The following is a 23,245-nucleotide window of genomic DNA, read 5'->3' as shown; positions in this document are numbered from 1 at the left end:
TCAGTGATGCCAGAGTTGCCAGTGTTAACTGTGTGACTTGTGATCATTCCGTTGTGCGTCTCCGCGCCACGGAGCAACTTAGACTGGAACCCATGAAGGTATTGGTTACCGGCGGTGCCGGCTACATCGGATCCCATACGGCGCTTTGTCTCCTCGAGGAGGGGCACGACGTTGTGGTCCTCGACAACTTGATGAACTCCAACCAGGAATCCCTTCGCCGGGTGGAGGAGCTCACGGGCAGGAAAGTGGACTTCCGCGAGGTGGATTTGCTCGACGCCGCGGGTGTCGACGCAGTCTTCGCCGAGGGTGGCTTCGATGCCGTGATCCACTTCGCCGGGCTGAAGGCCGTCGGAGAATCGGTGGAAAAACCGCTCTGGTACTACCAGAACAACGTGGTGGGCACCCTGAACCTGCTGCATAGCATGGACGCCGCGGGCGTCCGCCGTCTGGTCTTCAGCTCGTCCGCCACCGTCTACGGCGCCTCGGAGGAGGTGCCGCTCATCGAGAAGGCCCCCCTGGACGCCACCAACCCGTACGGCCGCACCAAGGAACAGATCGAGGACATCCTGACCGATGTGGGTGCCGCAGACCCGCGCTGGAGCATCGCGCTGCTGCGTTATTTCAACCCGGTGGGAGCTCACGAGTCCGGCCTGATCGGCGAGGACCCCCGCGGCATCCCCAACAACCTGCTGCCGTTCGTGGCCCAGGTGGCCGTGGGGCGCCGCGAGAAGGTTATGGTGTTCGGCAATGACTACCCGACGCCGGACGGCACCGGTGTGCGCGACTACATCCATGTGATGGACCTGGCTGCCGGGCACCTGGCCGCGCTGGGCTACCTGCGCGAGAAGGCCGGGGTGTTCCGCTGGAACCTCGGTACCGGCCGCGGCTCCTCCGTGCTGGAGGTCATCGAAGCGTTCGGCAAGGCCGCCGGCCACCCCGTGCCCTACGTATTCGCCCCGCGCCGCCCCGGCGACGCGGCCGTCAGCTACGCCGATCCCTCGGCTGCGCTCGCCGACCTGGGCTGGTCCGCGCACCGCAACCTGGCGCAGATGTGCGAGGACCACTGGCGCTGGCAGAGCAGCAACCCGCAGGGCTACGCCGCGGTTCCGGAAACTTCCGGGGTAACGGCTAAGTAGCTCCGGGCGGCGTCGCCCGCCGTCGGGCGCGGCGCCGCTGCCGGCAGCTTATCCACAAACGACGGCGGGCACCCTTGCCCGCGCGCCCCGGCTCCTTTAGCTTTAACCCAATTGCAGCGCCCGGGGACAGGGCGGCAGTCATATTGGGGGCCATCGTGGAGGCTGTGCGCATTGTCGAGGACGAAGTCCGCGAGCTGATTCGCCGGCGCGGCCTCGATCCCTCGAGGCAGGCCGGTGAGGTCCGGCGCCTCGTCGAAGCGGCGGTCACGGATTACGACGAGCGGGCCCTGCTGGCGCCCCTCCCGCCCATCGGTCCGCTGGAGACCGCCCGGAGGTTTGTCTTCGACGCCGTCGCCGGGTTCGGTGCCCTGCAGCCCCTCCTCGACGACCCCGCCATCGAGGAAATCTGGCTCAACGCCCCCAATGAGGTCTACGTAGCCCGGAACGGCGAATCCGAGCTGACGTCGGTCTCGCTCACGGACCAGCAGGTCCGGGACCTCGTGGAACGGATGCTCAAGAGTTCCGGGCGCCGCCTCGACATGTCGTCCCCGTTTGTGGATGCCGCGCTACCCGACGGTTCCCGCCTCCACGTGGTGATCCCGGACGTCACGCGGCGCCACTGGGCCATCAACATCCGAAAATTCGTCGTGCGGGCGAGCCGGCTCGAACATCTCGTGGAGCTTGGCACGCTGACGCCCCAGGCTGCCAGGTTCCTCGGCGCGGCCGTGGCCAGCGGCCTGAACATCCTGGTATCCGGCGCCACCCAGGCCGGCAAAACCACAATGCTGAACTGCCTGGCCGCGAGCATCGGAACCCGCGAGCGCGTCATCACCGTCGAGGAGATCTTCGAGCTGCAGTTTCCGCTCAGGGACGTGGTGGGGCTGCAGTGCCGGCAGCCAAACCTGGAAGGCGAAGGTGAAATTCCCATGCGCCGGCTGGTCAAGGAGGCTCTGCGCATGCGCCCCGACCGGTTGGTGGTGGGAGAGGTCCGGGAAGCCGAGAGCCTGGACATGCTGATCGCTTTGAATTCAGGAATGCCGGGGATGTGCACGGTCCATGCGAATTCGGCGCACGACGCCGTCACGAAGATCTGCACCCTCCCGTTGCTGGCAGGCGAGAACATCTCCAGCGCCTTCGTGGTGCCGACGGTCGCTTCCTGCATCGATCTCGTGGTCCACTGTGCCCGGCAGGCGAGCGGACGCCGGGAGGTGACAGAGATCCTGTCGTTGGGCCGACGGGTGGAAAACGGCATCATCGAGTCCTCCATGGTCTTCGCCCTCACGGACGGACAGCTGCAGCCGAGGGCCAACTCGATGCCGTCGGCGGAGAAGTTCGCCCGTTCGGGCTACGACGTCGCAGGTATGCTGGAGCCGCGCTGATGGCGGCGATGTTCGGAATGCTCGCCGGCGCGGGTCTCCTGTTGATCTGGTGGTCTGCGTGGGAGCAGCCCGCGAAGGCAAGGCCCGGCCCGCGGCGCAACCGTCTCGAGGACCTGCTGCGGACCGCGGGCATCGAAAAGGTCAGCGCCCCGGGCCTGCTGGCAAGCTGCATCGGCGTCGGCGTGTTCACCACACTCGTGTTCTTCGCCGTCACCAGGTCATGGCCCATCGCGGGCTGTTTTGGCCTGTTCGGGGGCTGGCTTCCCATGGCCATCGTGAAATGGCGTGCGCGGAAGCGCGCCGCTGTGTTGCGCCAGCTCTGGCCCGACGTCGTCGACCACCTGCGGTCGGCCATCCGGGCCGGTCTCTCCCTGCCGGAAGCCCTCATCCAGTTGGGCGACAAGGGCCCTGACGAACTCCGCCACGTGTTCCGCGATTTTGGTTCCGACTACCGTTCGGGAGGGCAGTTTGATCCCTCGCTCACGCGGCTCAAGGACCGTCTGGCGGATCCCGTGGCCGACCGGATCGTCGAGGCGCTCCGGCTGACCAGGGAAGTGGGCGGCTCGGATCTCGGCCGGCTGTTGGGGACCCTGGCGGAATTCCTCCGGGAGAGTGCACGCACCAGAAGCGAACTGGAAGCCCGGCAGTCCTGGACCGTCAACGCCGCCCGGCTCGCGGTCGCAGCACCCTGGATCGTGTTGGTGCTGCTGGCGAGCCGGCCCGAAGCAGTCGCCGCCTACAACACCCCGCTCGGCACAGCCGTCCTGCTGGGCGGACTGGCGGTCTCCCTGATCTCCTATGCCGTTATGCTGCGCATCGGGGCTTTGCCGGAAGACGAGAGGGTGCTCCGGTGACCGGGCTTATGGCCGCCGCAGTGGCGTGTGGAGCGGTCCTTGGCGGCGGTGCCTGGTTATTGCTGGTGAGGCTGCCGTTTATGCGGCCGACGACGTTTGTTGACCGCATCGCACCGCAGTTGAAGTCCCACAACCTGGAATCCCGGCTCCTGCGCACGGTGCCGGGAAACATTACACCGTTCGGACCCCTGGAACGGATCCTGCGGCCGGTCATCGGCGATGCCGTGACATGGCTGGGGAGGCTGAATCCCGGATCCATGGCCTTGAGCCGCCGGCTGGCACGGGCCGGAACTGACAAGTCGCCGGCCGATTTCCGGGCAGAACAGCTGCTGTGGGGTGCGGGCGGTTTTGTCGCGGCGGTCGGAGCCGTTGTGCTTTTCGGCGCAGCCGGACGGTTCAGCCCCCTTCTGGCTGTTGTGCTGGTGCTCGGCACCGCGGCTGGCGGCTATATGTTCCGCGATTACCTGCTGGGCGCCCAGGTCCGGAGGCGGGAGGCACGCATGATGGCGGAGTTCCCCAGCATTGCCGAGCTTATGGCGCTCGCCGTCAGCGCCGGTGAGAGCGCCACCGGCGCGCTGGACCGGGTGTGCCGCAGCGCCCGGGGCGAGCTGTCCAAGGACTTCACCCGCGTCCTTGCGGAGACCCGGGCCGGAAAACCGCTGGTGGAAGCACTGCAGGAGTTCTCCTCACGGACGGAACTCGGACCGTTGCTCCGCTTCGTGGACGGCCTGATCGTGGCGGTGGAGCGGGGGACACCCCTCGCCGATGTGCTGCGGGCCCAGGCCCAGGACGTCCGCGATACGGCAAAGCGCGAGCTGATGGAGTCGGCCGGCAAGAAGGAAATCGGCATGATGGTGCCGGTCGTCTTCGGCGTCCTGCCACTGACGGTCGTGTTCGCCGTCTTCCCCGGCCTGGCCGCCATCAGCCTGGGGTTGTAGGACGCGGGGGCCACGGGTACCGCGCGGAAGCAGCAGTCAGTAAACCGAACCACCGACCAAAGGGAGAACCGTGAAACAGATCCTGAACCGCATGGCGCTGGTGCTGTGCACCATCAACCTCGTGCCCGGGCAGTCGCGGGCGTACGGCGCCAGCGAACGGCAGTCCGGACGGCCCGGCGATCACCGCGAGCGGGGCGATGTGCCGGGCTGGGTGATGATCACCCTGATGTCGGCCGTCCTTGTCGCCGCCCTCCTAGCCCTCGCCGGCCCGGCGCTGGAAGGACTCTTCAACCAGGCCATGGACAAGGTGGGGCAGTAACACGTGCGGGTCCCCGCCGCGCGCCGGGGCCGGCCGGACGAGCGCGGTTCGGCGGTGGTGGACTTCGTCCTCGTGGGCGGACTCCTGACGCTGTTCTTCCTCGCCATCGTCCAGCTCACCCTGGTTCTCCACGTCCGGAACACCCTGATCGACGCCGCGGCCTCGGGCGCCAGATACGGCACCCTCGCGGACCGCGGCGCCGGCGATGCCAGGGACCGGACCGCGCAGCTGATCGGGGTGGCGCTCAACCCTGAGTTCGCCACCGACGTGACCACTGGAGAAGCCACCTATCAGGGCATCCGGACCCTGGAGGTCACGGTCCGCGCGCCGTTGCCCGTCATCGGGTTGATCGGTCCCCGCGCCGTGCTGGAGGTGAAGGGGCATGCGGCCATCCAGCCCTGACGCGACGGAGCCGCGGGAACAAGGAAGCGCGGTGGTCGAATTTACATTCCTGTCCCTCCTGCTGATGGTGCCGCTGGTCTACTTCATCATCACGATGAGCCAGCTCCAGGGCGGCTCCTTCGCGGTGGTCGGCGCCGCGGACCAGGCCGCCAAGGTGTTTGTTGCCCAGCCCGACGCCGCCGGCGGGCGGGCCGCCGCCGAGCAGGCCGTCCTTGTGGCGCTCGCCGACCACGGGCACCCCGCGGCGAATGCCTGGGTCGAGACAAGTTGCGCCCCGGCGGACTGCATGGCTGCCGGCTCGGCCGTAACAGTCACCGTGCACCTGACGGTTCCGTTGCCGTTCGTTCCGTTCAGCGAGGCCCTCCACCTGAACGCCGGGCAGCTGAGCGCCTCGGCCACGCAACTGGTGGGCCGCTTCCGGTGACGGCATCCCTGCGCCCGCCGCGGAGCCCGGCAGCCCGCACCGAGGACGGGCAACTGATGGTGCTGATCATCGGCTTTGTCCTGCTTGCCCTCCTGCTGGCCACCGTCGTCACAGCCGCCTCGAGCGTCTACATCGAGCACAAGAAGCTCCTTTCGCTGGCCGACGGCGCCTCGGTGGCGGCCGCGGACAGTTTCACCCTCGGACAGTTGGAGAGTGCCGGCGGCAGCCCCACCGCCGTCCTGACCGGCGCGCGTGTGAGCGGCGCCGCCGCCGAGTTCCTGGACCGCAGCGGCGCCTTCGCACGGTTCAGCGCCCTGGCGGTCGGACCGGGGACGGGCAGCCCGGACGGTTCCACCGCAGTTGTGGTGCTCAGTGCTGCCGTCCACCCGCCCGTGGTCAGCTTCCTGGTCCCCGACGGGATCCGGATCGAGGCCAGTTCGACGGCGCGTTCCCGGCTCACGCGGTAGCCCGCCGCCGCCCGGTGGCCGCTAATGGGACCAGCCCCGCCATCAAGTCCGGGCGGCCCGCACGGATAGCGTAGGGTTAAAAAACCATGGCAAACATTGATTTTCCCGCAGAAATCCGCGCCCTGCGCGCCACCTACGCCTCCATCGAGAACGTTTCGAATGTCGAGGCGCTGAAGGAAGACATCGCCGAACTCAGCGAACGGGCCGGCGAACCCAATCTGTGGGACGACCCCGCGGCCGCCCAGGTGATCACCTCGAGGCTCTCGCACCGCCAGTCGGAGCTGGCCCGCCTGGACTCCCTCACGGCCCGGATCGACGACCTCGAAGTCCTCGTGGAGCTGGGCCAGGACGAGGACGACGCCGACTCCATGGGGGAGGCCGCCGCCGAACTCGAATCGATCCGCAAGGCGCTGAAGGACCTTGAAGTGGTGACCCTGCTGTCCGGCGAGTTCGACGAGCGCGAAGCGGTGGTCACCATCCGCGCCGGCGCCGGGGGAGTGGACGCCGCGGACTTCGCCGAGATGCTGATGCGGATGTACCTGCGCTGGGCCGAACGCCACGGCTACCCGACCACCATCATGGATACCTCCTACGCAGAAGAAGCCGGGCTGAAGTCCGCCACATTCGAGGTCAAGGCCCCCTACGCCTACGGCACGCTCAGCGTCGAGGCCGGCACGCACCGGCTGGTCCGGATCAGCCCCTTCGACAACCAGGGCCGCCGACAGACCTCGTTCGCCGCCGTCGAGGTCATCCCGCTGATCGAGCAGACGGACTCTATCGACATCCCGGACAACGAGATCCGCGTCGACGTCTTCCGGTCCTCCGGCCCGGGCGGCCAGTCCGTCAACACCACGGACTCCGCCGTGCGCCTGACCCACATCCCCACCGGCACCGTGGTGTCCATGCAGAACGAGAAGTCCCAGCTGCAGAACCGTGCCGCCGCCCTGCGTGTGCTGCAGTCCCGGCTGCTGCTGCTGAAGAAGGAACAGGAGGACGCCGAGAAGAAGGCGTTCGCCGGCGACGTCAAGGCATCCTGGGGGGACCAGATGCGTTCGTACGTCCTGAACCCCTACCAGATGGTCAAGGATCTCCGCACGGAACACGAAGTGGGCAACACCTCGGCCGTGTTCGACGGCGAAATCGACGACTTCATCGACGCCGGCATCCGCTGGCGGACCGACAACCGCAACGCGGACAAGTAAACAACAACCGCAACGCGGATAAGTAGCACCATCCGCCTCTTGCGAAACACCTGTCCCTCCGGTCTAATCCTGCGACACGCCCCCGCGGCCGGGCCGATCCGCCGGGGCCCGTGCGTATAGTCGAGAAGCCGGAGCTCTACTTCCCCCACTAGAAAGCCCGCGCACCGGCAGCAGAACTGGGCCGTACCCGTCCACGTCTGCAGGGTACTTAGGGCCATGATCCGTTTCGAAAATGTCACCAAGGTCTATGACCAGAAGGCGCGACCCGCGCTGGATGCGATCAACCTTGAGGTCGACCGTGGCGAATTCGCCTTCCTGGTCGGGGCCTCGGGCTCCGGCAAATCGACGTTCCTGCGCCTCGTCCTCAAGGAGGACCGCGCATCCTCAGGCGCCGTGTACGTGGCCGGCCAGAACGTCGCCAACATCTCCAGCTGGCGCGTGCCCCGGCTCCGCCGCGGGATCGGCGTCGTGTTCCAGGACTTCCGCCTGCTGCCGCAGAAGACCGTGTTCGCTAACGTCGCCTTCGCCATGCAGGTCATCGGCAAGAGCCGCAGCGTCATCCGCGAGACCGTGCCGGAGGTCCTCAAGACCGTCGGCCTCGAAGGCAAAGAAAACCGCCTTCCCCACGAACTCTCCGGCGGCGAGCAGCAGCGAGTGGCGATTGCCCGCGCCGTCGTCAACCGCCCGGGCATCCTGCTGGCCGATGAACCCACCGGCAACCTGGACCCCACCACCTCCATGGGCATCATGGGTGTGCTGGACAAAATCAATCAGAACGGCACCACTGTGGTCATGGCCACCCACGACGACGACATCGTCAACGAGATGCGCAAACGCGTTGTTGAACTCCGCAATGGCGTCATCATCCGGGACGAGGCGAAGGCCCTCTACACCTCCATGATTCCGGTGGTGGGACAGTCCCGCCGGCTGCGGGATGCCAGCGGGAGGGACCCCCAGCCCGTCACCACCCGGGCCGAGGCCCGCGCCGCAGCGGAGCACCAGCTGTGAGGCTCCAGTTCATCCTCGCCGAGATCGCCAGCGGCCTGCGCCGCAACCTTTCCATGGTGGTCTCCGTCATCCTGGTGACGTTCGTGTCCTTGACCTTCGTCGGCGCCGCCGGCATGCTGCAGCTGCAGATCAACCAGATGAAGGGCTACTGGTACGACAAAGTCCAGGTGGCCATCTTCCTCTGCAGTGACGGTTCGACGGCGGCAGGCTGCGCCACCGGCCCCGTCACCGCCGAGCAGCAGGAAAACCTCCGCAATGTCCTGGAATCGCCCGCAGTGGCCCAGTACGTCAACGATTTCCAGTTTGAGTCCAAGGACGACGCCTACAAGCACTTCAAGGAACAGTTCTCCAATTCACCGATCGTGGATTCGGTGACGCCGGACCAGCTCCCGGCCTCCTTCCGGATCAATATGAAGGATCCGGAGAAGTACCAGATCATCAGCGAGACCTTCTCCTCGCAGGCCGGCGTCGAAACCGTAATCGACCAGCGCCAGCTCCTGGAACGGCTCTTTTCCGTCATGAACGCCGCCTCCCTCGTGGCCGTGAGCGTTGCCGGCGTGATGATCGTCTGTGCCATCCTGCTCATCGCCACCACCATCCGGCTGTCAGCCTTCAGCCGGCGCCGGGAAACCGGGATCATGCGCCTCGTGGGGGCGTCGAAAATGGTCATCCAGCTGCCGTTCATCCTCGAGGGCGTGATTGCCGCCGTGATTGGCGCGGCGCTGGCGTCGGGAACGCTGTGGGCCGTGGCGCACTTCTTCCTCGGCGACTACCTGTCCAAGCAGTATCCTGACACCGCTTTCATCTCCGCAGGTCAGACGCTGATTCTGGTACCGGCCCTGATCGGCCTCGGTGTCCTGCTGGCAGGCGTATCATCGCTGCTGACCCTCCGTCGATACTTGCGGGTCTAGCGTGCGCAACGAAAAGGGAATGCCCATGACACCGATGCACCAGCCCGGCCCGAACCCGGGTTCGGCCCGGCTCCGCGGGGCCGGCCGCCGCAGCCGACTCGTCAGCGCCACACTGGCGCTCGTCCTGGCGGCGAGCATGGGCGCATCATCCCCGGTGGCGTTCGCTGACACCCTCGAGGACCAGCAGGCCGCCCTCCGCGACGAAGCCACCAAGGTCCAGCATTCCTTGGAATTCGTGGACTCCAGGATCGCCAAAACGGCGTCCGACCTCGTCATTTACCAGGGCAGGCTTCCCGGCGCGCAGCAGGCCCTGCTTGACGCCCAGGGCCGCGTGGCCACCGCGGTGAAGGAAGCCGAGGCCCTCGCCGCCCGCGTGGACCTGGCACAGCAGAACAAGGCCAAAATCACCCAGCAGCTCGAGACGGACCAGAAGAAGATTGCCGACACCAGGAAGCTGATCGGGCAGATCGCCACCCAGGCGTACAAGTCCGGCGGCGTGCCTTCCAACCTCTCCCTCTTCTTCGGTTCCAACGAGGGCAGCAGCCTCACGGACACCATCGACCTCGCCGACCAGGCGATGCGAAGCCAGAACGCTGCGATGGACAAACTCACCCAGCAGAACGCCACCAACGTCAACTCCCAGGCCAGGCTTGAAGCAGTGGAAGCCGAGATCACGGACCTCAAGGCGAAGGCCGACGCCGCTCTGGCACGCGAACAGGCCGCCCGCGACGAGGCGGAAGCCAAGAAGGCCCAGGTGGACAAGCTGATCGCCGACACCACCCGGCTTGAGGGGGAGCTCCAGGCCGCCAAGCCGGGAATCCAGCGCCAGCTCTCTCAGGTCAAGGCTCGTCAGGATGCTGTCGCGGCCGAAATCGTCGAACGCGACCGCAAGCTGCGCGAAGCCTGGGAAGCCGAGCAGCGCCGCATCGCCGCGGCCGCCGCAGCCGCAGCCGCGGCGGCTGCCAAGGCCCGGGGCCAGGCTGCTGCCAAGCCGGCACCGTATGTCCCCGCCCCGCCGGGACCCCCGTCAGCCTTCGGTCTGCGTAACCCGTTCAACGGCGTCCCGATCAGCTCCGGCTTCGGATGGCGTGCCACCCCGCCGGGCACCATCGACTTCTACGGCCAGGGCGGCTACATGCACACCGGCATCGACTTTGCCGCCGCCTGCGGTACGCCTGTCTACGCCGCGGCGCCCGGAACGGTGTTCTCCGCCGGCTGGGGCAACGACGGCGGCGGCAACAACGTCAAGATCTCCCACGGGGTCGTCCAGGGCAACTCGCTGACCACCGTGTACTACCACAACTCCAGCGTGACGGTCTCAGCGGGGCAGCAGGTCAGCCAGGGGCAGCTCATCGGCTACTCGGGAACCACCGGCAACTCCACGGGGTGCCACTCGCACTTCGAAACCTGGCTTAACGGCCGGGCCGTTGACCCGATGAACCTGCTCTAAACTGGAAAGAGCCCGCGCCACTCGGCTTAAGGCCCACCCATCGATCCAAGGAGTTCTACCGTGCCGAAAGAAAGTGGCCGTAAGGTAGTGGCCACCAACCGCAAGGCCCGGCATGACTACCTCATCCTCGATACATATGAGGCCGGGATCGCGCTCATGGGGACGGAAGTGAAGTCCCTCCGCGAGGGCCACGCCTCCATGGTGGACGGCTTCTGCACCTTCTACAACGACGAGCTGTGGATGGAGGGCATCCACATCCCCGAGTACCACCAGGGGAGCTGGACCAACCATGCCGCCCGCCGCCGTCGGAAACTGCTGCTGCACCGCGAAGAGCTCACCAAGATCTCGCACAAGATCCGCGAATCAGGTTTCACCATCGTCCCCCTTCAGCTGTACTTCGTGGACGGTCGTGCCAAGGTGGAGATCGGCGTCGCCCGCGGCAAGAAGGAATACGACAAGCGCCAGACCCTCCGCGAGCAGCAGGACAAGCGCGAGGCCCTGCGCGTTATGCGCGAGCGGAACCGGCGCTGACGGACTGCCGGAGGCCGCGGGAATGATTTCCCGCCGGGGTGCGTTATGCTTGATAGTCCGGGAAGGTACGGCGCAGGATCCGCAGCACAGCTGCACCAAGGTCCAGCGGCAGACCTGACCGGTTTGATAAAAAAATACGGGGATGATCGGTTTCGACGATGTTAGTCGCGACAGGTGAAGCGGGCCGAGGATGCAGAATTATCTCGTAAACGCTGTCTGCAAACCAATAAGTGCCGAATCAAAACGCACTGACTTCGCTCTTGCTGCCTAAGCAGTAAGACAGTCCGTCAGCCCGAGGTTGCTATTGCCCCGGATCCTGGCGTCATTTAGATAGCCACTGCTGTTTACCTCCGTCATCGGGGTGAACGGGACTCTTAGATGACTGGGCCCGGATCGGCCAGCTGTTTGCAGCATGGCCGGGGCCGAGAAAATCCGACGCAAACTGCGCCCGGAGAAGCCCTGACAACACGACATCGGACGGGGGTTCAATTCCCCCCATCTCCACCATCGGAGCCCCGGAAACGGTGCTCCACCCCGTAAAGTTCCACACAAAAGGCCGGAAGCCTCAGCTTCCGGCCTTTTGCTTTGCCCTGACGCTGAATCAGCGCTTCTTGATGTGGGCAACGGGGTCCGCGTGCGTCTCCGCGACGTTCTTGGACTTCTTCTCGGCCCGTTTTTCCTTGATGGTTTTCACGGGCTTCTTGACCGCGCTCCGGTGCGGCGTTTTGTCAGGCATGTGGGCGCTCCCTAACAGCGGGGGCCGGGATGGCCCCGTGCTACTAAGTTACGCCTCAGGCACCGCAACGTCCACGATGCCGACGAAGCGGCTGCCGACGCCCTCGTACTCGCTGCGGACCAGCCCGGCGCCGACGCCGGGAACCTCGTACGGGGCGTGGTGCGCGCAGCACACATAGGTGAAGTCCGGCCACCACTTCTTCGGCCGCGCCGCCTCGGAGAACCCGCAGACCGCACACGTCAGCTGGACCCAGACCGGGCGCTTGCCGGTCCGGTTGGCTTTGGACTGCACCAGCCACGCCGGCGGGTTATCCAGGAGGTCGCCCAGCTCGGCGTCGGTGAGCCGGGGCGGGATGCCGTGACGGTGGGCCATTTCCAGCGGAATATCAAGGATCTGGGCAGCAACACGGCGGGTAATCATCCTTCAACGATACGGGATGGGAGGGGACGCAATCCGCCCCCCAGGCGCGGGCGTTACGCTCGTCACAGACCTGTCAGGGCCAGCCCGAGCGCTGCCGCGGCCAGGCCTGCGGCGAGGTTGGTGGCGATGTTGAGGGCGGCGGCGCGGTAGCGCGTCTCACTCACCAGCCGCACGGTGGCGGTGGTCCAGGAGCTGAAGGTGGTCAGGCCGCCCGCCAGCCCGGTCGCCAGACCGGCCTGCCATTCAGGGCCCAGCCCCAGCCGGGCGGTCAGTCCCACGGCTGCGCCGATGATGAAGGAGCCGGCCACATTGACCGCGAGCGTCGCCCAGGGCCAGTGCGGATGGCGCCCCGGGCGGTGGGCAAACCAGGAGTCGACGGCGAAGCGCAACAGGGCGCCCGCGACGCCGAAGGCTCCCACCAGCACGGCGGTGATCATGAGGCGCCGCCGGCGAGGTCGGCCAGGGTCTTGCCGGTCTTCCATCCGGCGGCCGCGGCGCCAAGGCCCAGGACGAGAGACAGGGCAAGATAAGCCAGCCAGCTGGCATGGAAGCCGCCGCGGATCTGCTGGTCAATGGTGAACACCACCGCGGAGAAGGTCGTGAAGGAGCCCAGCAGCCCGGGGCCAAGGCCGGCGCGCAGCCAGAAGGCGGTCTTGGGCCGTGCGATCCAGACCGTGGTGAGGGCCGCGAGGGCAAAACTTCCGACGACGTTGATCACCAGGGTGGTCCAGGGGACGCTCCCCGCGGTCTCTGGGAACATCAACCCGGCCCCGTAGCGCAGCTCAGTTCCGACCAGGCCGCCGACGGCGACCGCGGCCCACGCCCGCCAGCCCGGCCGTGCAGCCGGCAATGCAGCCCGCATTCAGCGCCACTCGAGGCTGCAGCCGGCATGGACCGCGTCGCTGCGGACCCAGAGTGCGGAGGCGACTTCCGCCGCGAGGTCGAACTCGCGGCGGGACCCCCCGGCACCGATGCGCACCACCAGGGCGCCGCCGAAGGGCTTTCGGCCCAGCACCTCGACGTCGGCGTCCAGCGTGATCTCCTCGGCGGCAAGGTAGCGCAGCAGCTCGGGGTTTTCGTCGCTGATGCGGGTGATCAGGCCGGTGTGGCCGTCGTCGAGTTCGCTCATCCGGTGAGCCGCGGGCACCTGGACGGAACCGTCCGCGGACGGGATGGGATCGCCGTGCGGGTCCCGCGTCGGGTTTCCGAGTTTCGCTGCCATCCGTTCGATGAAGGTGTCCGAGACGGCATGCTCCAGGAGTTCGGCTTCGTCGTGGACCTCGTCCCAGCGGTAGCCGAGCTCCCGGACGAGGAACGTCTCAATGAGCCGGTGCCGCCGCACCATGGACAGTGCCAGCCGGACGCCGTCGGACGTCAGCGTGATGGCACTGTATGGCTGGTGGTCCACCAGGCCCTGGTCCTTGAGCTTGCGGACCATCTCGGAGACCGAGGAGTTCGCGACGCCGAGGCGCTGGGCCAGCTGCGTGGAGGTAATGGGCTTGTCCTGCCACTCCGTAAAGGAGTAGATGACCTTGACGTAGTCCTCGATCGAGGAGGAGGGCAGACTGGTCTTCACAGCCTCAAGCCTACCGTCAGGCGGCGCTGGCGGTGTCAGGCCCGGACCGCCCGCCAGCTCTGTGTCAGGTAGGGGAGCGGGAGGAGCTCCCGGGGGTCGTGGCCCAGGTGCTCGTGGAGATACCAGTCGAGGTTGCCCAGCACCTTGGCACGGGTGGCTTCGCCGGCCGCCAGGTAGTAGCTGCGGGACTTGGTCAGCTCCATGATGTCGGCGGTCCGCACCGGATCTTCCCAGCGGGTGAGGTGGCTCTCCAGCCCGGCGAATTCCGGGCCCACCGGCGGGGTGAAGTGCGGCTTGTGCACATCGCCGGCGTGCATGATGCGCGAGAGCCGGTGCACCCACGGAACGGAGGTGTCCAGCTGGTTCCAGACCAACCCCAGGACACCGTGGGGGCGAAGGATCCTGGCGATCTCCGTGCTGGCCAGGACCGGATCGCACCAGTGCCACGCCTGGGCGACCGTGACGAGGTCGAAAGCCCCGGCGGGAAGTCCCGTGTGCTCCGCGGTACCTTCGACGGCGGTGACGTCCGGGAGCGTCCTGCGCAGCTGCTCCAGCATGTCCGTGGAAGGGTCCACCGCCACCGTGTGCAGGCCGCGTCCGGCCAGCAGCGCCGTGAACTTGCCCGTTCCGGCACCCAGGTCCGCGGCATCCCTGGCACCGGCGGGGATCAGCCAGTCGGCGGAATCGGCGGGGTAGCCCGGGCGGACGCGTTCGTAGTGTTCCCCGCCGTCCCGGAAGCTCTGCCCGAGCTCCTCGCGGCGTTCCTGATGCAGTTTGGGGCCACCGCGCGCCACGTGCGATCTCCTTCGGCAGGTCCGGATGGGTACCTTTCGAATTTACCGCACGCGGCAGGGGGCCGCGGCTCCTCACCGGAGGATCAGTCCAGGGTGCAGGGGGCCGCGCCTGCCGTCCCGGGCGTGTTGGGTGCCCAGTGCGGGTAGGTGCGGGTGTCGTTGGCCGGGACCCAGCGTCCCGCGTCCACCACATAGTCCCAGCCCAGGCCGGTCTGGCGCAGCTGCTGGAGTGCGGTGAGCAGCCGTTGGGCGTCCTCCAGCCGGGAACCCAGCCCGAAGCTTGCCCGCAGCGAGCCGGAGGGCAGACCAAGCCGACGGAGCAGGGGGTGCGCGCAGAAGCGGCCATCACGCAGTCCGATGCCGTGTTCGGCCGACAGGTAGGCCGCCACCAGTCCCGCGTCGTAGCCCTCGAGGGAGAAGTTGACGACGCCGATCGGGCCGGTGCCGGCACCGACCCGCGGCCCCTGGTCTGCCGGTGCGTCGAAGGAGGCACTGTCCGAGAAGATCTGGTGGACGCTTACGCCGTCGATCCGTGCGAGGCCCTCGACAAGGTACGAGCGGATGGCGTTTTCGTGTGCGTGCCACTGGTCCACGTCCAGATCGGCGATCACCTGGGTGGCCCGGGCCAGGGTGGCGGCGCCGAGGACATTGGGGGAGCCGCCTTCGTGCCGGGCGGGTCCGGCGGTCCAGCTGACGGTGTCGATCCGGGCGTCCTGCACGGCTCCGCCGCCGGCAAGGTGCGGGGTTCCGGCGTCGAGCCAGTCCGGACGGCCCACCAGCACCCCGGCGCCGAAGGGTGCGTAGAGCTTGTGCCCGGAGAAGGCGAGGTAGTCGACGTCGTCCGCGGCGATGTCGATCCGCCGGTGCGGGGCCAGCTGGGCGGCGTCGACGACGATCCGTGCGCCGTATTCGTGGGCCAGGGCGGCGAGGGCCCGGATCGGCAGGACCTCCCCGGTGACGTTGGAGGCGCCGGTGACGGCGAGCAGGCTGACGCCGCCGTGGGCGAGTTCCCCGCGGAGGAGCTCCAGCGTACCGGCGAGCGTGGGTGCGGCGATGACGCTGCGGTGCGGCACGCTTTGCCACGGCAGGAGGTTGGCGTGGTGTTCGATGTCGAGGTAGAGCACGTCGCCGGTGTGCACGCCGTCGACGACGGGCAGGCAGCCGGCCAGCAGATTCAGGGAATCGGTGGTGTTGCGGGTGAAGATCACCGCGTCGTCCGGACGGCCGCCCACGAAATCGCGGACAATGGTGCGCGCGTTCTCGTAGACCGACGTGCTGATCTGGGACGCGTAGCCGGCCCCGCGGTGGACGCTGGCGTAGAACGGCAGGATTTCGTTGAGGTAGGCCGAAACGACGGAGAGCGCAGGGGCGGAGGCGCCGTAGTCCAGGTTCGCGTAGCGGACATGGCCGCCCTGGATCAGCGGCGCCTGGATCTCGGCGCCCGTCACCGCGGCCAGCGGCCGGCGGGCGATGGCGGACTGTGCCTCGGGACGGGCCTGGCCGGCGGCACGGAGTTCGGTGGTGGCGGGAATGGTGGCAGTCGTCATGGGACCTCGCTCGAAAAAGGACCCCACATGCCGGGGATCCGCGCTTGCCGGGTCCGTTCCGGACCGGCCAGGTCGTCACCCGGGGCACCCCGCCGCGAAAGGAGGGTTGCCGGCCAGCAAACCGGGGTTTTGCGCTGGCACTCGTGACCTGTTTCGAGCCTAGGACATTGCCGCTTCCGGCGGAAAGGAGCCGGCTGAATGTGAAGCCGTTTGTTACGCGCTGCAGGCTGTGGCGGGAGCCGCCATCCCGGCTGGTGGCCGCTTGAGGAGCTGGAAAGTTGAACAGGTCCCGGGGCATCCGGCACCCTGCCCGCGGCTGGCGCCGCATACCGTCGTGGCCGGCTCAGGCCCCTTTTCTTCGGGCTCTTCGGCGGACACACGGGCCGGTCCGGCCGGATGCCCGCTCATGGCGGTGCTCCGGCTGCCGGCCTGGACGCTGAGGCCAAAGAGCGCCTCGAGTGCTGCGGTGTAGTCGTCCTGCCGGCCCAGGGCGGCGAGTTCCCGGGCGCGGACCGTCGGGGTATGGAGCAGGCGCCGGATCAGGTGCCGGAGGGCAACGTTGACATCGTCAGCCGAGGCGCCCCGCCCGTGCTGTTTGCCGACGCGTTCCATTTCGCTGCGGAGGACCTGATGGAGGTGCTCGCGCAGGGCCACGACGGCGGTGTCCACGGCGCGGACCGCGTCCTGTTCCTCGAAGCGGCGGGCCGCCTGCCGGACCAGGGCGCGGGCGTGGCGCAGCGCCTCGGCGTCGGCCGGGGGAGCGGCGAGGTGAATTGATTCCAGCGTGATGAGCTCCACTCCCGGCAGTTCCGCCACATGGAGGTCGAAATCATGGCTGGGCGCGAGGTCGATGACGGTGAGCGGACGGTCCGCCCCCTCACGCCAACGGGCGAGGGCGGCCGCATCGATGCGGGCACCCGAACCGCTGCAGCCAATGACCAGGTCAGCCCCGGCAACGGCTGCCGGCAGTTGCCGGGCGGAGACGGCGCGGCCGCCCCGGGCCGCCACGAAGGCGTCCGCGCGGCCGGAGTGGGAGAAGACCGAGATGTCGGAATAGTGGCGGGTTCTCAGGAGCCCCGCCACACATCCGGCGTACGCGCCGGTACCGAAGAGAACGGCCGACGTCCCGGCGGTTCCGGCCTGTTTGGTCCCGGCGCCGGCAAGGTCCAGGGCAACAGCAGCGATGGATCTGCCGGCGCTGCTGAGCGCGGTCTGTGCTCCCACGTCTTTGGCCGTGCGGGACGCGGCCTGGAACAGCCTCCCCAGCCGGCCGTTGGCGGTTCCGGCGGCCTGGGCGTCTGCGAGGGCGCGGCGGACCTGCCCTGCGACTTCCCGTTCACCCACCACCACCGAATCAAGGCCCGCTGCAACGGCAAAGAGATGTTCGACGGCGGCGGCACCCCGGAGCTCCTCGAAAAGGGACGCCAGGCGGGTGCCCGGCAGCCCGGAACAGCGGACGACCGCGTCGAGGACGTCCGAGCGCGCGGCGTCGAGGCGCGCCGGGGACGGGAGCTCGCAATAGATTTCGAACCGGTTGCAGGTGGACAGGATCACGGCCGCGGAGATGCGCGTCTCGCCCGAGGCTAGATCCGAGGCAAGCCCGGAGACAAGATGCGGCGCGAGTCCCGCGGACGCGCCGTGCAGGGCGGCGGCGGATTCCGGGTCCAGGTCCCGGTATTTCGCCACGAGCACCAGCAGCACCGGGCCGGTCCCGGCCGTGCCGCGATACGAGGCATGAAGTGCGTCAGACAAGGCTGCTCTCCTCCCAAAAAGATGCCCTACCTTCGAGGCCGCCATCGGGCCGCCGTCTTGGACAGAGTTGTACAGGGAGGTTGGGGAATCCTTGGGAACCGTTGCTAGAGCAGGTCGTCAAGCCCCGGGTTGAGCCGCTTGAGGACCTCGGAGTGCAGGATGGAGTTGGTGGCCAGGGCGTTCCCGCCGAAGGGGCCGTCCTCGCCTTCCAGGGACGTGAAGCGTCCACCGGCTTCGGTGACGATCGGCACCAGTGCCGCCATGTCGTAGAGGTTCAGTTCGGGTTCGCAGGCGATGTCGACGGCGCCTTCGGCCACGAGGCAGTAGGACCAGAAGTCCCCGTAGGCGCGGGTGCGCCAGACTTCCTCGGTGAGGCCCAGGAACTCATCGAGGTTGCCGCGCTGCTTCCAGCCGCCCAGGCTGGAGTAGGACAGTGAGGCGTCCGAAAGTTCGGAAATGTTGGATACCTTCAGCCGGGTGGCGGCCGCCAGCGAGCGGCCCGTGTAGGCCCCGGCGCCCTTGGCGGCCCACCAGCGCTTGCCCAGCGCGGGGGCGCTCACGACGCCGACCACAGGCTCGCCTTCGTCGACGAGCGCGATCAGCGTGGCCCAGACAGGGACGCCGCGGACGAAGTTCTTGGTCCCGTCAATCGGGTCGATGATCCAGCGGCGGGAGCCGTGGCCGGAACTGCCGAACTCCTCGCCGAGCACGGCGTCGCGCGGACGGGAGCGGGACAGCTGGCCGCGGATGGCTTCCTCGGCTGACTTGTCGGCGTCGGTCACCGGAGTCAGGTCCGGCTTCGTTTCGATCCGAAGGTCAAGCGCCTTGAAGCGGCTCATGGTCTGGGAATCTACGGAATCTGCCAGCACATGGGCAAGGCGCAGGTCATCGTTGTAGCTTGAAGCGGGTTGACTCATGGTTCCAAACTACCGTCAAAGCGGGCGGGGGAGCGGTAGGCGGCACCGCGGCCGGCTACGAGACGGTGCCCAGTTCTTTGACGTCCTGGGCTTCCATCCGCGGGTCCGTCCCCAGCAGGCGGCGGAGGGACGCGAGCCGGGCCGGGCCCGATTCGCCCGCATGGCCGGCGGCCACCCAGGCGTCCACGCCGCAGTTGACGGCGCTGGAATCATGCTTGCAGCCCCGCTCGCAGTCGTCGGTGCCGGGTTCGAGGTCCGGGAAGGACCGCAGGATCCGGTCCGGGTCCACGTGGGCCAGTCCGAAGGAGCGGATGCCCGGGGTGTCGATGATCCAGCTGCCCGGGGGCGCATCGTTGACCTTGAGCGCCAGGGCCGAGGAGGAGGTATGGCGGCCGCGCCCGGTGACGGCGTTGACCCCGCCGGTGGCGCGCTCGGCGCCCGTGAGGGCGTTGACCATGGTGGACTTGCCGACGCCGGAATGGCCCAGCATGACCGTGACCTTGCCGTCGAGGTGGCCGCGCAGCTGTGAGACGGCGTCCTTGTCCAGCCGGGCGGACAGCCCGTCGTCCGAGCGGGCATCGATCCCGGAGGCGTCGGAGTCCGCCGTCTTGGAGATGATCACCGGGAAGGCCAGGTGCTGGTAGTTGGAGAGGAGTTCCGCGGGATCCTTGACGTCGGCTTTGGTGACGAGCAGCAGGGGCTCGATGCCGGCGTCGTACGCGGCCACGAGGGCGCGGTCGATGAACCCGGTCCTCGGCTCCGGGTTGGCGGCCGCCACCACAATGACCAGCGTGTCGGCGTTGGCGACGACGGCGCGCTCGATCGGATCCGTGTCGTCGGCGCTGCGCCGCAGGAGGGTCTTGCGGTCCTGGATCTTGACCAGCCGGGCCAGGGTGTCGGGTTCGCCGCTGACATTGCCCACCAGGGAGACAAAGTCGCCGGCAACCACGGGGTTGCGGCGCAGTTCCCGGGCGCGGGCCGCGATGATCTTGCGCTCCTCGGGGGTGCCTTCGGCGACGACGGCGGTGTAGCGTCCCCGGTCAACGGTGATGATCCGTCCGGTCACGGCGTCGTCGTAGCTGGGCCGGTCCTTGGTGCGGGGCCGGGTGCCTTTTTTGTTGGGGCGGATCCGGACGTCGGATTCGTCCCAGGAGTCAGTGCTGCGGGCCACCGGCGGCGTCCTTACCTGCGGGTGCGCCCTGGGCCAGCATGGACTCCCACAGCTGCGGGAAGTCCGGCATGGTTTTAGCCGTGGTGGCAATGTCCTCGACCTCGACGCCGGGTACGGCCAGGCCAAGGATGGCGCCCGCTGTGGCCATGCGGTGGTCGGCGTAGCTGTGGACCACGCCGCCGTGCAGCGGCGCCGGCCGGATGATGAGGCCATCGCTGGTCTCCTCGGCGTCACCGCCCAGGCGGTTGATCTCGGCCACGAGGGCGGCCAGCCGGTCCGTTTCGTGTCCGCGGAGGTGGGCGATGCCGCTTAGCCGTGACGGCCCGGTGGCGAGGGCACACAGGGCTGCGACGGTGGGGGCGAGTTCACTGGTTTCGTCGAAGTCGGCACCCTTGATTTCGGGGCCGCCGGTGACGGTCAGGGTGCCGTCCGTCAGCGTGACGGTGGCGCCCATGGTGGTGAGGATGCCGCGCCACAGATCGCCCACCTGGGTGGTCCCGGCGGGCCAGTCGGGGATGCGGACGGTGCCCCCGGTGGCCAGCGCCGCAGCCAGGAACGGGCCAGCGTTGGAGAGATCCTGCTCGATCCTGAGGTCAAAGGCGCGGATGGCGCCGGGGGAGACAATCCAGTGGTTCGGGCGGGAATCGTCCACGGCCACTCCGGCGCCGCGGAGTACGGAAACGGTCATGCTGATGTGGTCCAGGCTGGGAACGGGACCGGAGTTGTCCTTGCTCCGATGCTCCAGGTGGAGCCCATCCGTGAAGCGGGCTCCGGCCAGCAGCAGGGCGGAAACAAACTGCGAGGAGGCGCTGGCGTCGATGACGAGGTGCCCGCCCCGCACTTCGCCCGTGCCTTCGACGGCGAACGGCAGCGACGACGCCGGACCGCCGTCGGGTGCGCTGACGGCGACGCCCAGCCCGGTCAGCGCCTCGATAATGGTGCCCATGGGGCGCTTGCGCGCGTGCGGATCGCCGTCGAACAGTGACACTCCCCGCCGCAGGGCCGCGACGGGCGGCACGAACCGCATGACCGTCCCGGCCAGGCCGCAGTCGATCCCGGTCCGCGGCCCTGGGGCATCCAGCCGGATGGGCGTCACAGTCAGGTCAGGACCGAAGGCGCCGTCGCCCGGAACCTCCGTGATGGTGGCCCCAAGCTGGCGCAGTGCCTCGATCATGAGGGCGGAATCCCGGGAATGCAGCGGAGCACGCAACCTGGAAGGCCCGTCCGCGAGGGCCGCCAGCACGAGGTACCGGTTAGTCAGGGACTTCGAACCCGGGACGGTGACCGTCGCATCGACGGGCTTTCCGGCGAACGGAGCCTGCCAGAGCGGGACGGCGCCGGCCGGAGCGGGGCGGGCGGCTGCGGAGGGGGTGGTGCCTGTCATTGCTGTCTTAGGCTCCAGCGGTGTGGTCTACGGCCTTGCGTACGGCTTTGTCGGCTTTTTTCCACTGCTTGCCGGTGGTCTTCTTGACGTCCGCGGCGAGGTGGCTGGCATTCTTTTTGGCGTCTGCGGCGAGGTGCTCGGCGCGCCACGCCAGGCTGGGGCGGCCGTTTGTGTCCACGGCGGCCAGCAGCACGCCGCCGGTCAGCGAGACGTTCTTGAGCAGCTGCTTGCGGCGGGCATCGCGGCCCTCTTTGGAGGTGATGTCCGCGCTGCGCCATTCAACGTAGCCGTTGAGCGCGGAGATGACGGCCAGGACGGTGGCGGCCAGGCGGGCTGACTTGCCGAGCGCGAAAAGGACGCCGGCTCCCACCTGGGTTCCGCCGATAACGCGGGCCAGGACCTTCTCGTTGGTCTGGAACGGCAGGGACTCAGCGGCACGACGCAGCAGGGGTGAGAGCTGCGTCGCGGTGTCGTCCGCATTCTTTAGCTTGTCCATGCCAGCAAGGACAAAACTGGAGGCGAGCATGGGCCGGGCGAGAAAGCGGACAAAGGACATGAATTTCCTCCTGGATGGACGAGCCGCGGAATCAATGCGGGAGAACCGGTTCTAGTCTTGCACTTTTGTGGAATATTTGCCCGCCCGAAGGGGTTGTGGATGACAGGTCCCGGCCGCGGGTTTGCGGCCTGCCGATGAATTAATGGACGGCTGGAGGACGGCCGGACGGCAAGCCGGAGTCCAGCCGGAGGCAAGCCGGAGGCAAGCCGGACGACAAACAGGGAGGCGGAGATTTGATTCTTGTGGAGGACGCGCAGCGTACCGCGGAACCGGTGGAGTTGTGGTCTATGGCCCTGCAGGATGGCGCCGTGCCGGCGATTCCGGCCGGCCGCCGGAACGTGACAGTAGACTTGAAGGCAATGAGCACCATGGATCCGGCCGTTGCGGCCACGCACGAGGCTGCCGCCCAGGAAACAATCGTGGACGGGCAGGCACTGGACGTTGCGACCGAAACCCCGGAGGAACGCCGGGTACGGTTCGAACGCGACGCCATGCAGTACGTCGACCAGCTGTACTCCGCGGCCATGAGGATGGCCCGGAATCCCGCCGATGCCGAGGACCTGGTCCAGGAGGCGTACACGAAGGCGTTCTCCGCATTCCACCAGTACAAGCCGGGCACCAACCTCAAGGCCTGGCTGTACCGCATCCTGACGAACACCTACATCAACCTCTACCGGAAGCGGCAACGCGAGCCGCTGCAGTCGAACTCCGACACCATCGAGGACTGGCAACTGGCCCGTGCGGAGTCGCACACTTCCTCGGGGCTGCGCTCGGCCGAGGCCGAGGCGCTGGACCACCTGCCGGATTCGGACGTCAAGCGTGCGCTGCAGGCCATCCCGGAGGAGTTCCGGCTGGCGGTCTACTTCGCCGACGTCGAGGGATTCGCCTACAAGGAAATATCCGACATTATGAACACCCCGATCGGGACCGTGATGTCCCGCCTGCACCGGGGCCGGAAGATGCTGCGGGACATGCTCGCCGACTACGCCGCCGAGCGCGGGTTCAGGGCTGCAGATGCCACCGCGGCGGCCGGAAGCGACAAACAGGAGAACAGGAAATGAGCGACTGCCAGGGACTGGGCGATTGCGACGACGCCCGGATGCAACGAATCTACGAGTATCTGGACGGTGCCCTCACACACGAGGACATCTCCGAGATCAAGGACCACCTGGACGGCTGCCCCGAATGTTTTGAGCAGTACGACCTTGAATGCGTGATCCGCGTGATGGTGAAGCGTTCCTGCACCGAGGCTGCCCCTGAGAACCTCAAGAATTCAATCCTTGACCGGATCCACTCCAGCAACCCCGTCGAGGCCTGACCCGGCGGGCACCGCGCCGCGCCTCCACGCTCCAAAAAACGAATGACCCCGGA

The 23,245-nt window shown here is 67.8% G+C and carries 27 protein-coding genes, 1 other RNA gene and 1 riboswitch; of the genes, 16 read left to right on the top strand and 12 right to left on the bottom strand.

All coding sequences use genetic code 11. The features are described from left to right. Positions 1–92: 92 nt before the first annotated feature. The 14 genes from galE to ssrA all read left to right on the top strand — a co-directional run bounded on the left by galE (position 93) and on the right by ssrA (position 11,528). The gene (galE, locus tag FS787_RS04010) at positions 93–1,136 is read left to right on the top strand and encodes a UDP-glucose 4-epimerase GalE (RefSeq protein ID WP_144671000.1); all 1,044 of its coding nucleotides are present in this window, start codon (positions 93–95) and stop codon (positions 1,134–1,136) included. A gap of 155 nt (positions 1,137–1,291) precedes the next feature. Further along, positions 1,292–2,515, top strand: coding sequence for a CpaF family protein (locus tag FS787_RS04005; protein WP_144670999.1), 1,224 nt, complete (start codon positions 1,292–1,294; stop codon positions 2,513–2,515). Beyond that, a complete protein-coding gene (locus tag FS787_RS04000) occupies positions 2,515–3,369 on the top strand; it encodes a type II secretion system F family protein (protein ID WP_144670998.1) in 855 nt (284 codons plus the stop codon). Before FS787_RS04005 ends, FS787_RS04000 begins: the two co-directional genes overlap by 1 nt. Positions 3,370–3,377: 8 nt before the next feature. Continuing rightward, the gene (locus tag FS787_RS03995; RefSeq protein WP_395940325.1) at positions 3,378–4,307 is read left to right on the top strand and encodes a type II secretion system F family protein; all 930 of its coding nucleotides are present in this window, start codon (positions 3,378–3,380) and stop codon (positions 4,305–4,307) included. Positions 4,308–4,377: 70 nt separating this feature from the next. After that, complete coding sequence (locus tag FS787_RS03990; RefSeq protein ID WP_260982380.1) at positions 4,378–4,626, top strand: hypothetical protein; 249 nt, start codon at positions 4,378–4,380, stop codon at positions 4,624–4,626. Between the two features lie 3 nt (positions 4,627–4,629). Beyond that, positions 4,630–5,028, top strand: a complete 399-nt coding sequence (locus FS787_RS03985) for a TadE/TadG family type IV pilus assembly protein (protein ID WP_144670996.1) — start codon at positions 4,630–4,632, stop codon at positions 5,026–5,028. A gap of 31 nt (positions 5,029–5,059) precedes the next feature. After that, positions 5,060–5,452: a hypothetical protein gene (locus FS787_RS03980; protein ID WP_313959635.1), complete on the top strand. Its 393-nt coding sequence runs from the start codon at positions 5,060–5,062 to the stop codon at positions 5,450–5,452. A 56-nt stretch (positions 5,453–5,508) separates the two neighbouring features. Next, positions 5,509–5,919 carry a pilus assembly protein TadG-related protein gene (locus tag FS787_RS03975; protein WP_144671928.1) on the top strand — a complete coding sequence of 137 codons (411 nt, stop codon included), beginning with the start codon at positions 5,509–5,511 and terminating at the stop codon, positions 5,917–5,919. 86 nt (positions 5,920–6,005) lie between these two features. Continuing rightward, positions 6,006–7,121, top strand: coding sequence for a peptide chain release factor 2 (prfB, locus tag FS787_RS03970; RefSeq protein ID WP_144670994.1), 1,116 nt, complete (start codon positions 6,006–6,008; stop codon positions 7,119–7,121). Positions 7,122–7,337: 216 nt separating this feature from the next. Next, a complete protein-coding gene (gene ftsE, locus FS787_RS03965) occupies positions 7,338–8,129 on the top strand; it encodes a cell division ATP-binding protein FtsE (protein ID WP_144670993.1) in 792 nt (263 codons plus the stop codon). Continuing rightward, positions 8,126–9,040 carry a permease-like cell division protein FtsX gene (gene ftsX, locus FS787_RS03960; RefSeq protein ID WP_144670992.1) on the top strand — a complete coding sequence of 305 codons (915 nt, stop codon included), beginning with the start codon at positions 8,126–8,128 and terminating at the stop codon, positions 9,038–9,040. The genes ftsE and ftsX overlap by 4 nt, the downstream gene beginning before the upstream one ends. Before the next feature lie 34 nt (positions 9,041–9,074). Continuing rightward, a complete protein-coding gene (locus FS787_RS03955; protein ID WP_260982469.1) occupies positions 9,075–10,490 on the top strand; it encodes a M23 family metallopeptidase in 1,416 nt (471 codons plus the stop codon). 60 nt (positions 10,491–10,550) lie between these two features. Next, positions 10,551–11,021, top strand: coding sequence for an SsrA-binding protein SmpB (smpB, locus tag FS787_RS03950; protein WP_144670990.1), 471 nt, complete (start codon positions 10,551–10,553; stop codon positions 11,019–11,021). 138 nt (positions 11,022–11,159) lie between these two features. Then, positions 11,160–11,528, top strand: a transfer-messenger RNA (tmRNA) gene (gene ssrA, locus FS787_RS03945). 94 nt (positions 11,529–11,622) lie between these two features. Here ssrA and FS787_RS18090 read toward each other — a convergent pair. The 12 genes from FS787_RS18090 to FS787_RS03890 all read right to left on the bottom strand — a co-directional run bounded on the left by FS787_RS18090 (position 11,623) and on the right by FS787_RS03890 (position 21,874). Next, positions 11,623–11,757 carry a hypothetical protein gene (locus tag FS787_RS18090; RefSeq protein ID WP_260982379.1) on the bottom strand — a complete coding sequence of 45 codons (135 nt, stop codon included), beginning with the start codon at positions 11,755–11,757 and terminating at the stop codon, positions 11,623–11,625. A 48-nt stretch (positions 11,758–11,805) separates the two neighbouring features. Further along, entirely contained in the window at positions 11,806–12,177 is a 372-nt protein-coding gene (locus tag FS787_RS03940; RefSeq protein ID WP_144670989.1) for a hypothetical protein, read from the bottom strand. 62 nt (positions 12,178–12,239) lie between these two features. Continuing rightward, complete coding sequence (locus FS787_RS03935; RefSeq protein ID WP_144670988.1) at positions 12,240–12,614, bottom strand: CrcB family protein; 375 nt, start codon at positions 12,612–12,614, stop codon at positions 12,240–12,242. Next, positions 12,611–13,039: a CrcB family protein gene (locus FS787_RS03930; RefSeq protein WP_144670987.1), complete on the bottom strand. Its 429-nt coding sequence runs from the start codon at positions 13,037–13,039 to the stop codon at positions 12,611–12,613. The genes FS787_RS03935 and FS787_RS03930 overlap by 4 nt, the downstream gene beginning before the upstream one ends. Further along, the gene (locus tag FS787_RS03925) at positions 13,040–13,753 is read right to left on the bottom strand and encodes a metal-dependent transcriptional regulator (RefSeq protein WP_144670986.1); all 714 of its coding nucleotides are present in this window, start codon (positions 13,751–13,753) and stop codon (positions 13,040–13,042) included. Positions 13,754–13,788: 35 nt separating this feature from the next. Next, a complete protein-coding gene (locus FS787_RS03920) occupies positions 13,789–14,547 on the bottom strand; it encodes a class I SAM-dependent methyltransferase (protein WP_144670985.1) in 759 nt (252 codons plus the stop codon). Between the two features lie 83 nt (positions 14,548–14,630). Continuing rightward, a complete protein-coding gene (locus FS787_RS03915; RefSeq protein ID WP_144670984.1) occupies positions 14,631–16,094 on the bottom strand; it encodes an aminotransferase class V-fold PLP-dependent enzyme in 1,464 nt (487 codons plus the stop codon). 35 nt (positions 16,095–16,129) lie between these two features. Then, positions 16,130–16,243: riboswitch (SAM riboswitch) on the bottom strand. A gap of 64 nt (positions 16,244–16,307) precedes the next feature. After that, the gene (locus FS787_RS03910; protein WP_260982378.1) at positions 16,308–17,846 is read right to left on the bottom strand and encodes a glutamyl-tRNA reductase; all 1,539 of its coding nucleotides are present in this window, start codon (positions 17,844–17,846) and stop codon (positions 16,308–16,310) included. A gap of 104 nt (positions 17,847–17,950) precedes the next feature. Beyond that, positions 17,951–18,763, bottom strand: a complete 813-nt coding sequence (gene hisN, locus FS787_RS03905; protein ID WP_056425973.1) for a histidinol-phosphatase — start codon at positions 18,761–18,763, stop codon at positions 17,951–17,953. 55 nt (positions 18,764–18,818) lie between these two features. Then, positions 18,819–19,934 (bottom strand): ribosome small subunit-dependent GTPase A, encoded by a 1,116-nt coding sequence (locus FS787_RS03900; protein ID WP_144670982.1) that lies wholly within the window; start codon positions 19,932–19,934, stop codon positions 18,819–18,821. Then, the gene (gene aroA, locus FS787_RS03895) at positions 19,918–21,318 is read right to left on the bottom strand and encodes a 3-phosphoshikimate 1-carboxyvinyltransferase (protein WP_144670981.1); all 1,401 of its coding nucleotides are present in this window, start codon (positions 21,316–21,318) and stop codon (positions 19,918–19,920) included. The genes FS787_RS03900 and aroA overlap by 17 nt, the downstream gene beginning before the upstream one ends. 7 nt (positions 21,319–21,325) lie before the next feature. Next, positions 21,326–21,874, bottom strand: coding sequence for a DoxX family protein (locus FS787_RS03890; RefSeq protein WP_144670980.1), 549 nt, complete (start codon positions 21,872–21,874; stop codon positions 21,326–21,328). A gap of 359 nt (positions 21,875–22,233) precedes the next feature. On the opposite strand from FS787_RS03890, the gene FS787_RS03885 reads away from it, so the two are divergent. Then, the gene (locus FS787_RS03885) at positions 22,234–22,935 is read left to right on the top strand and encodes a sigma-70 family RNA polymerase sigma factor (RefSeq protein ID WP_395940310.1); all 702 of its coding nucleotides are present in this window, start codon (positions 22,234–22,236) and stop codon (positions 22,933–22,935) included. Continuing rightward, a complete protein-coding gene (gene rsrA, locus FS787_RS03880; RefSeq protein WP_056425983.1) occupies positions 22,932–23,192 on the top strand; it encodes a mycothiol system anti-sigma-R factor in 261 nt (86 codons plus the stop codon). The genes FS787_RS03885 and rsrA overlap by 4 nt, the downstream gene beginning before the upstream one ends. Positions 23,193–23,245 lie beyond the last annotated feature (53 nt).

The organism is Arthrobacter sp. U41 (assembly GCF_007679325.1).
Taxonomy (GTDB): domain Bacteria; phylum Actinomycetota; class Actinomycetes; order Actinomycetales; family Micrococcaceae; genus Arthrobacter.
This window is presented reverse-complemented; position numbering and strand designations above follow the sequence as displayed.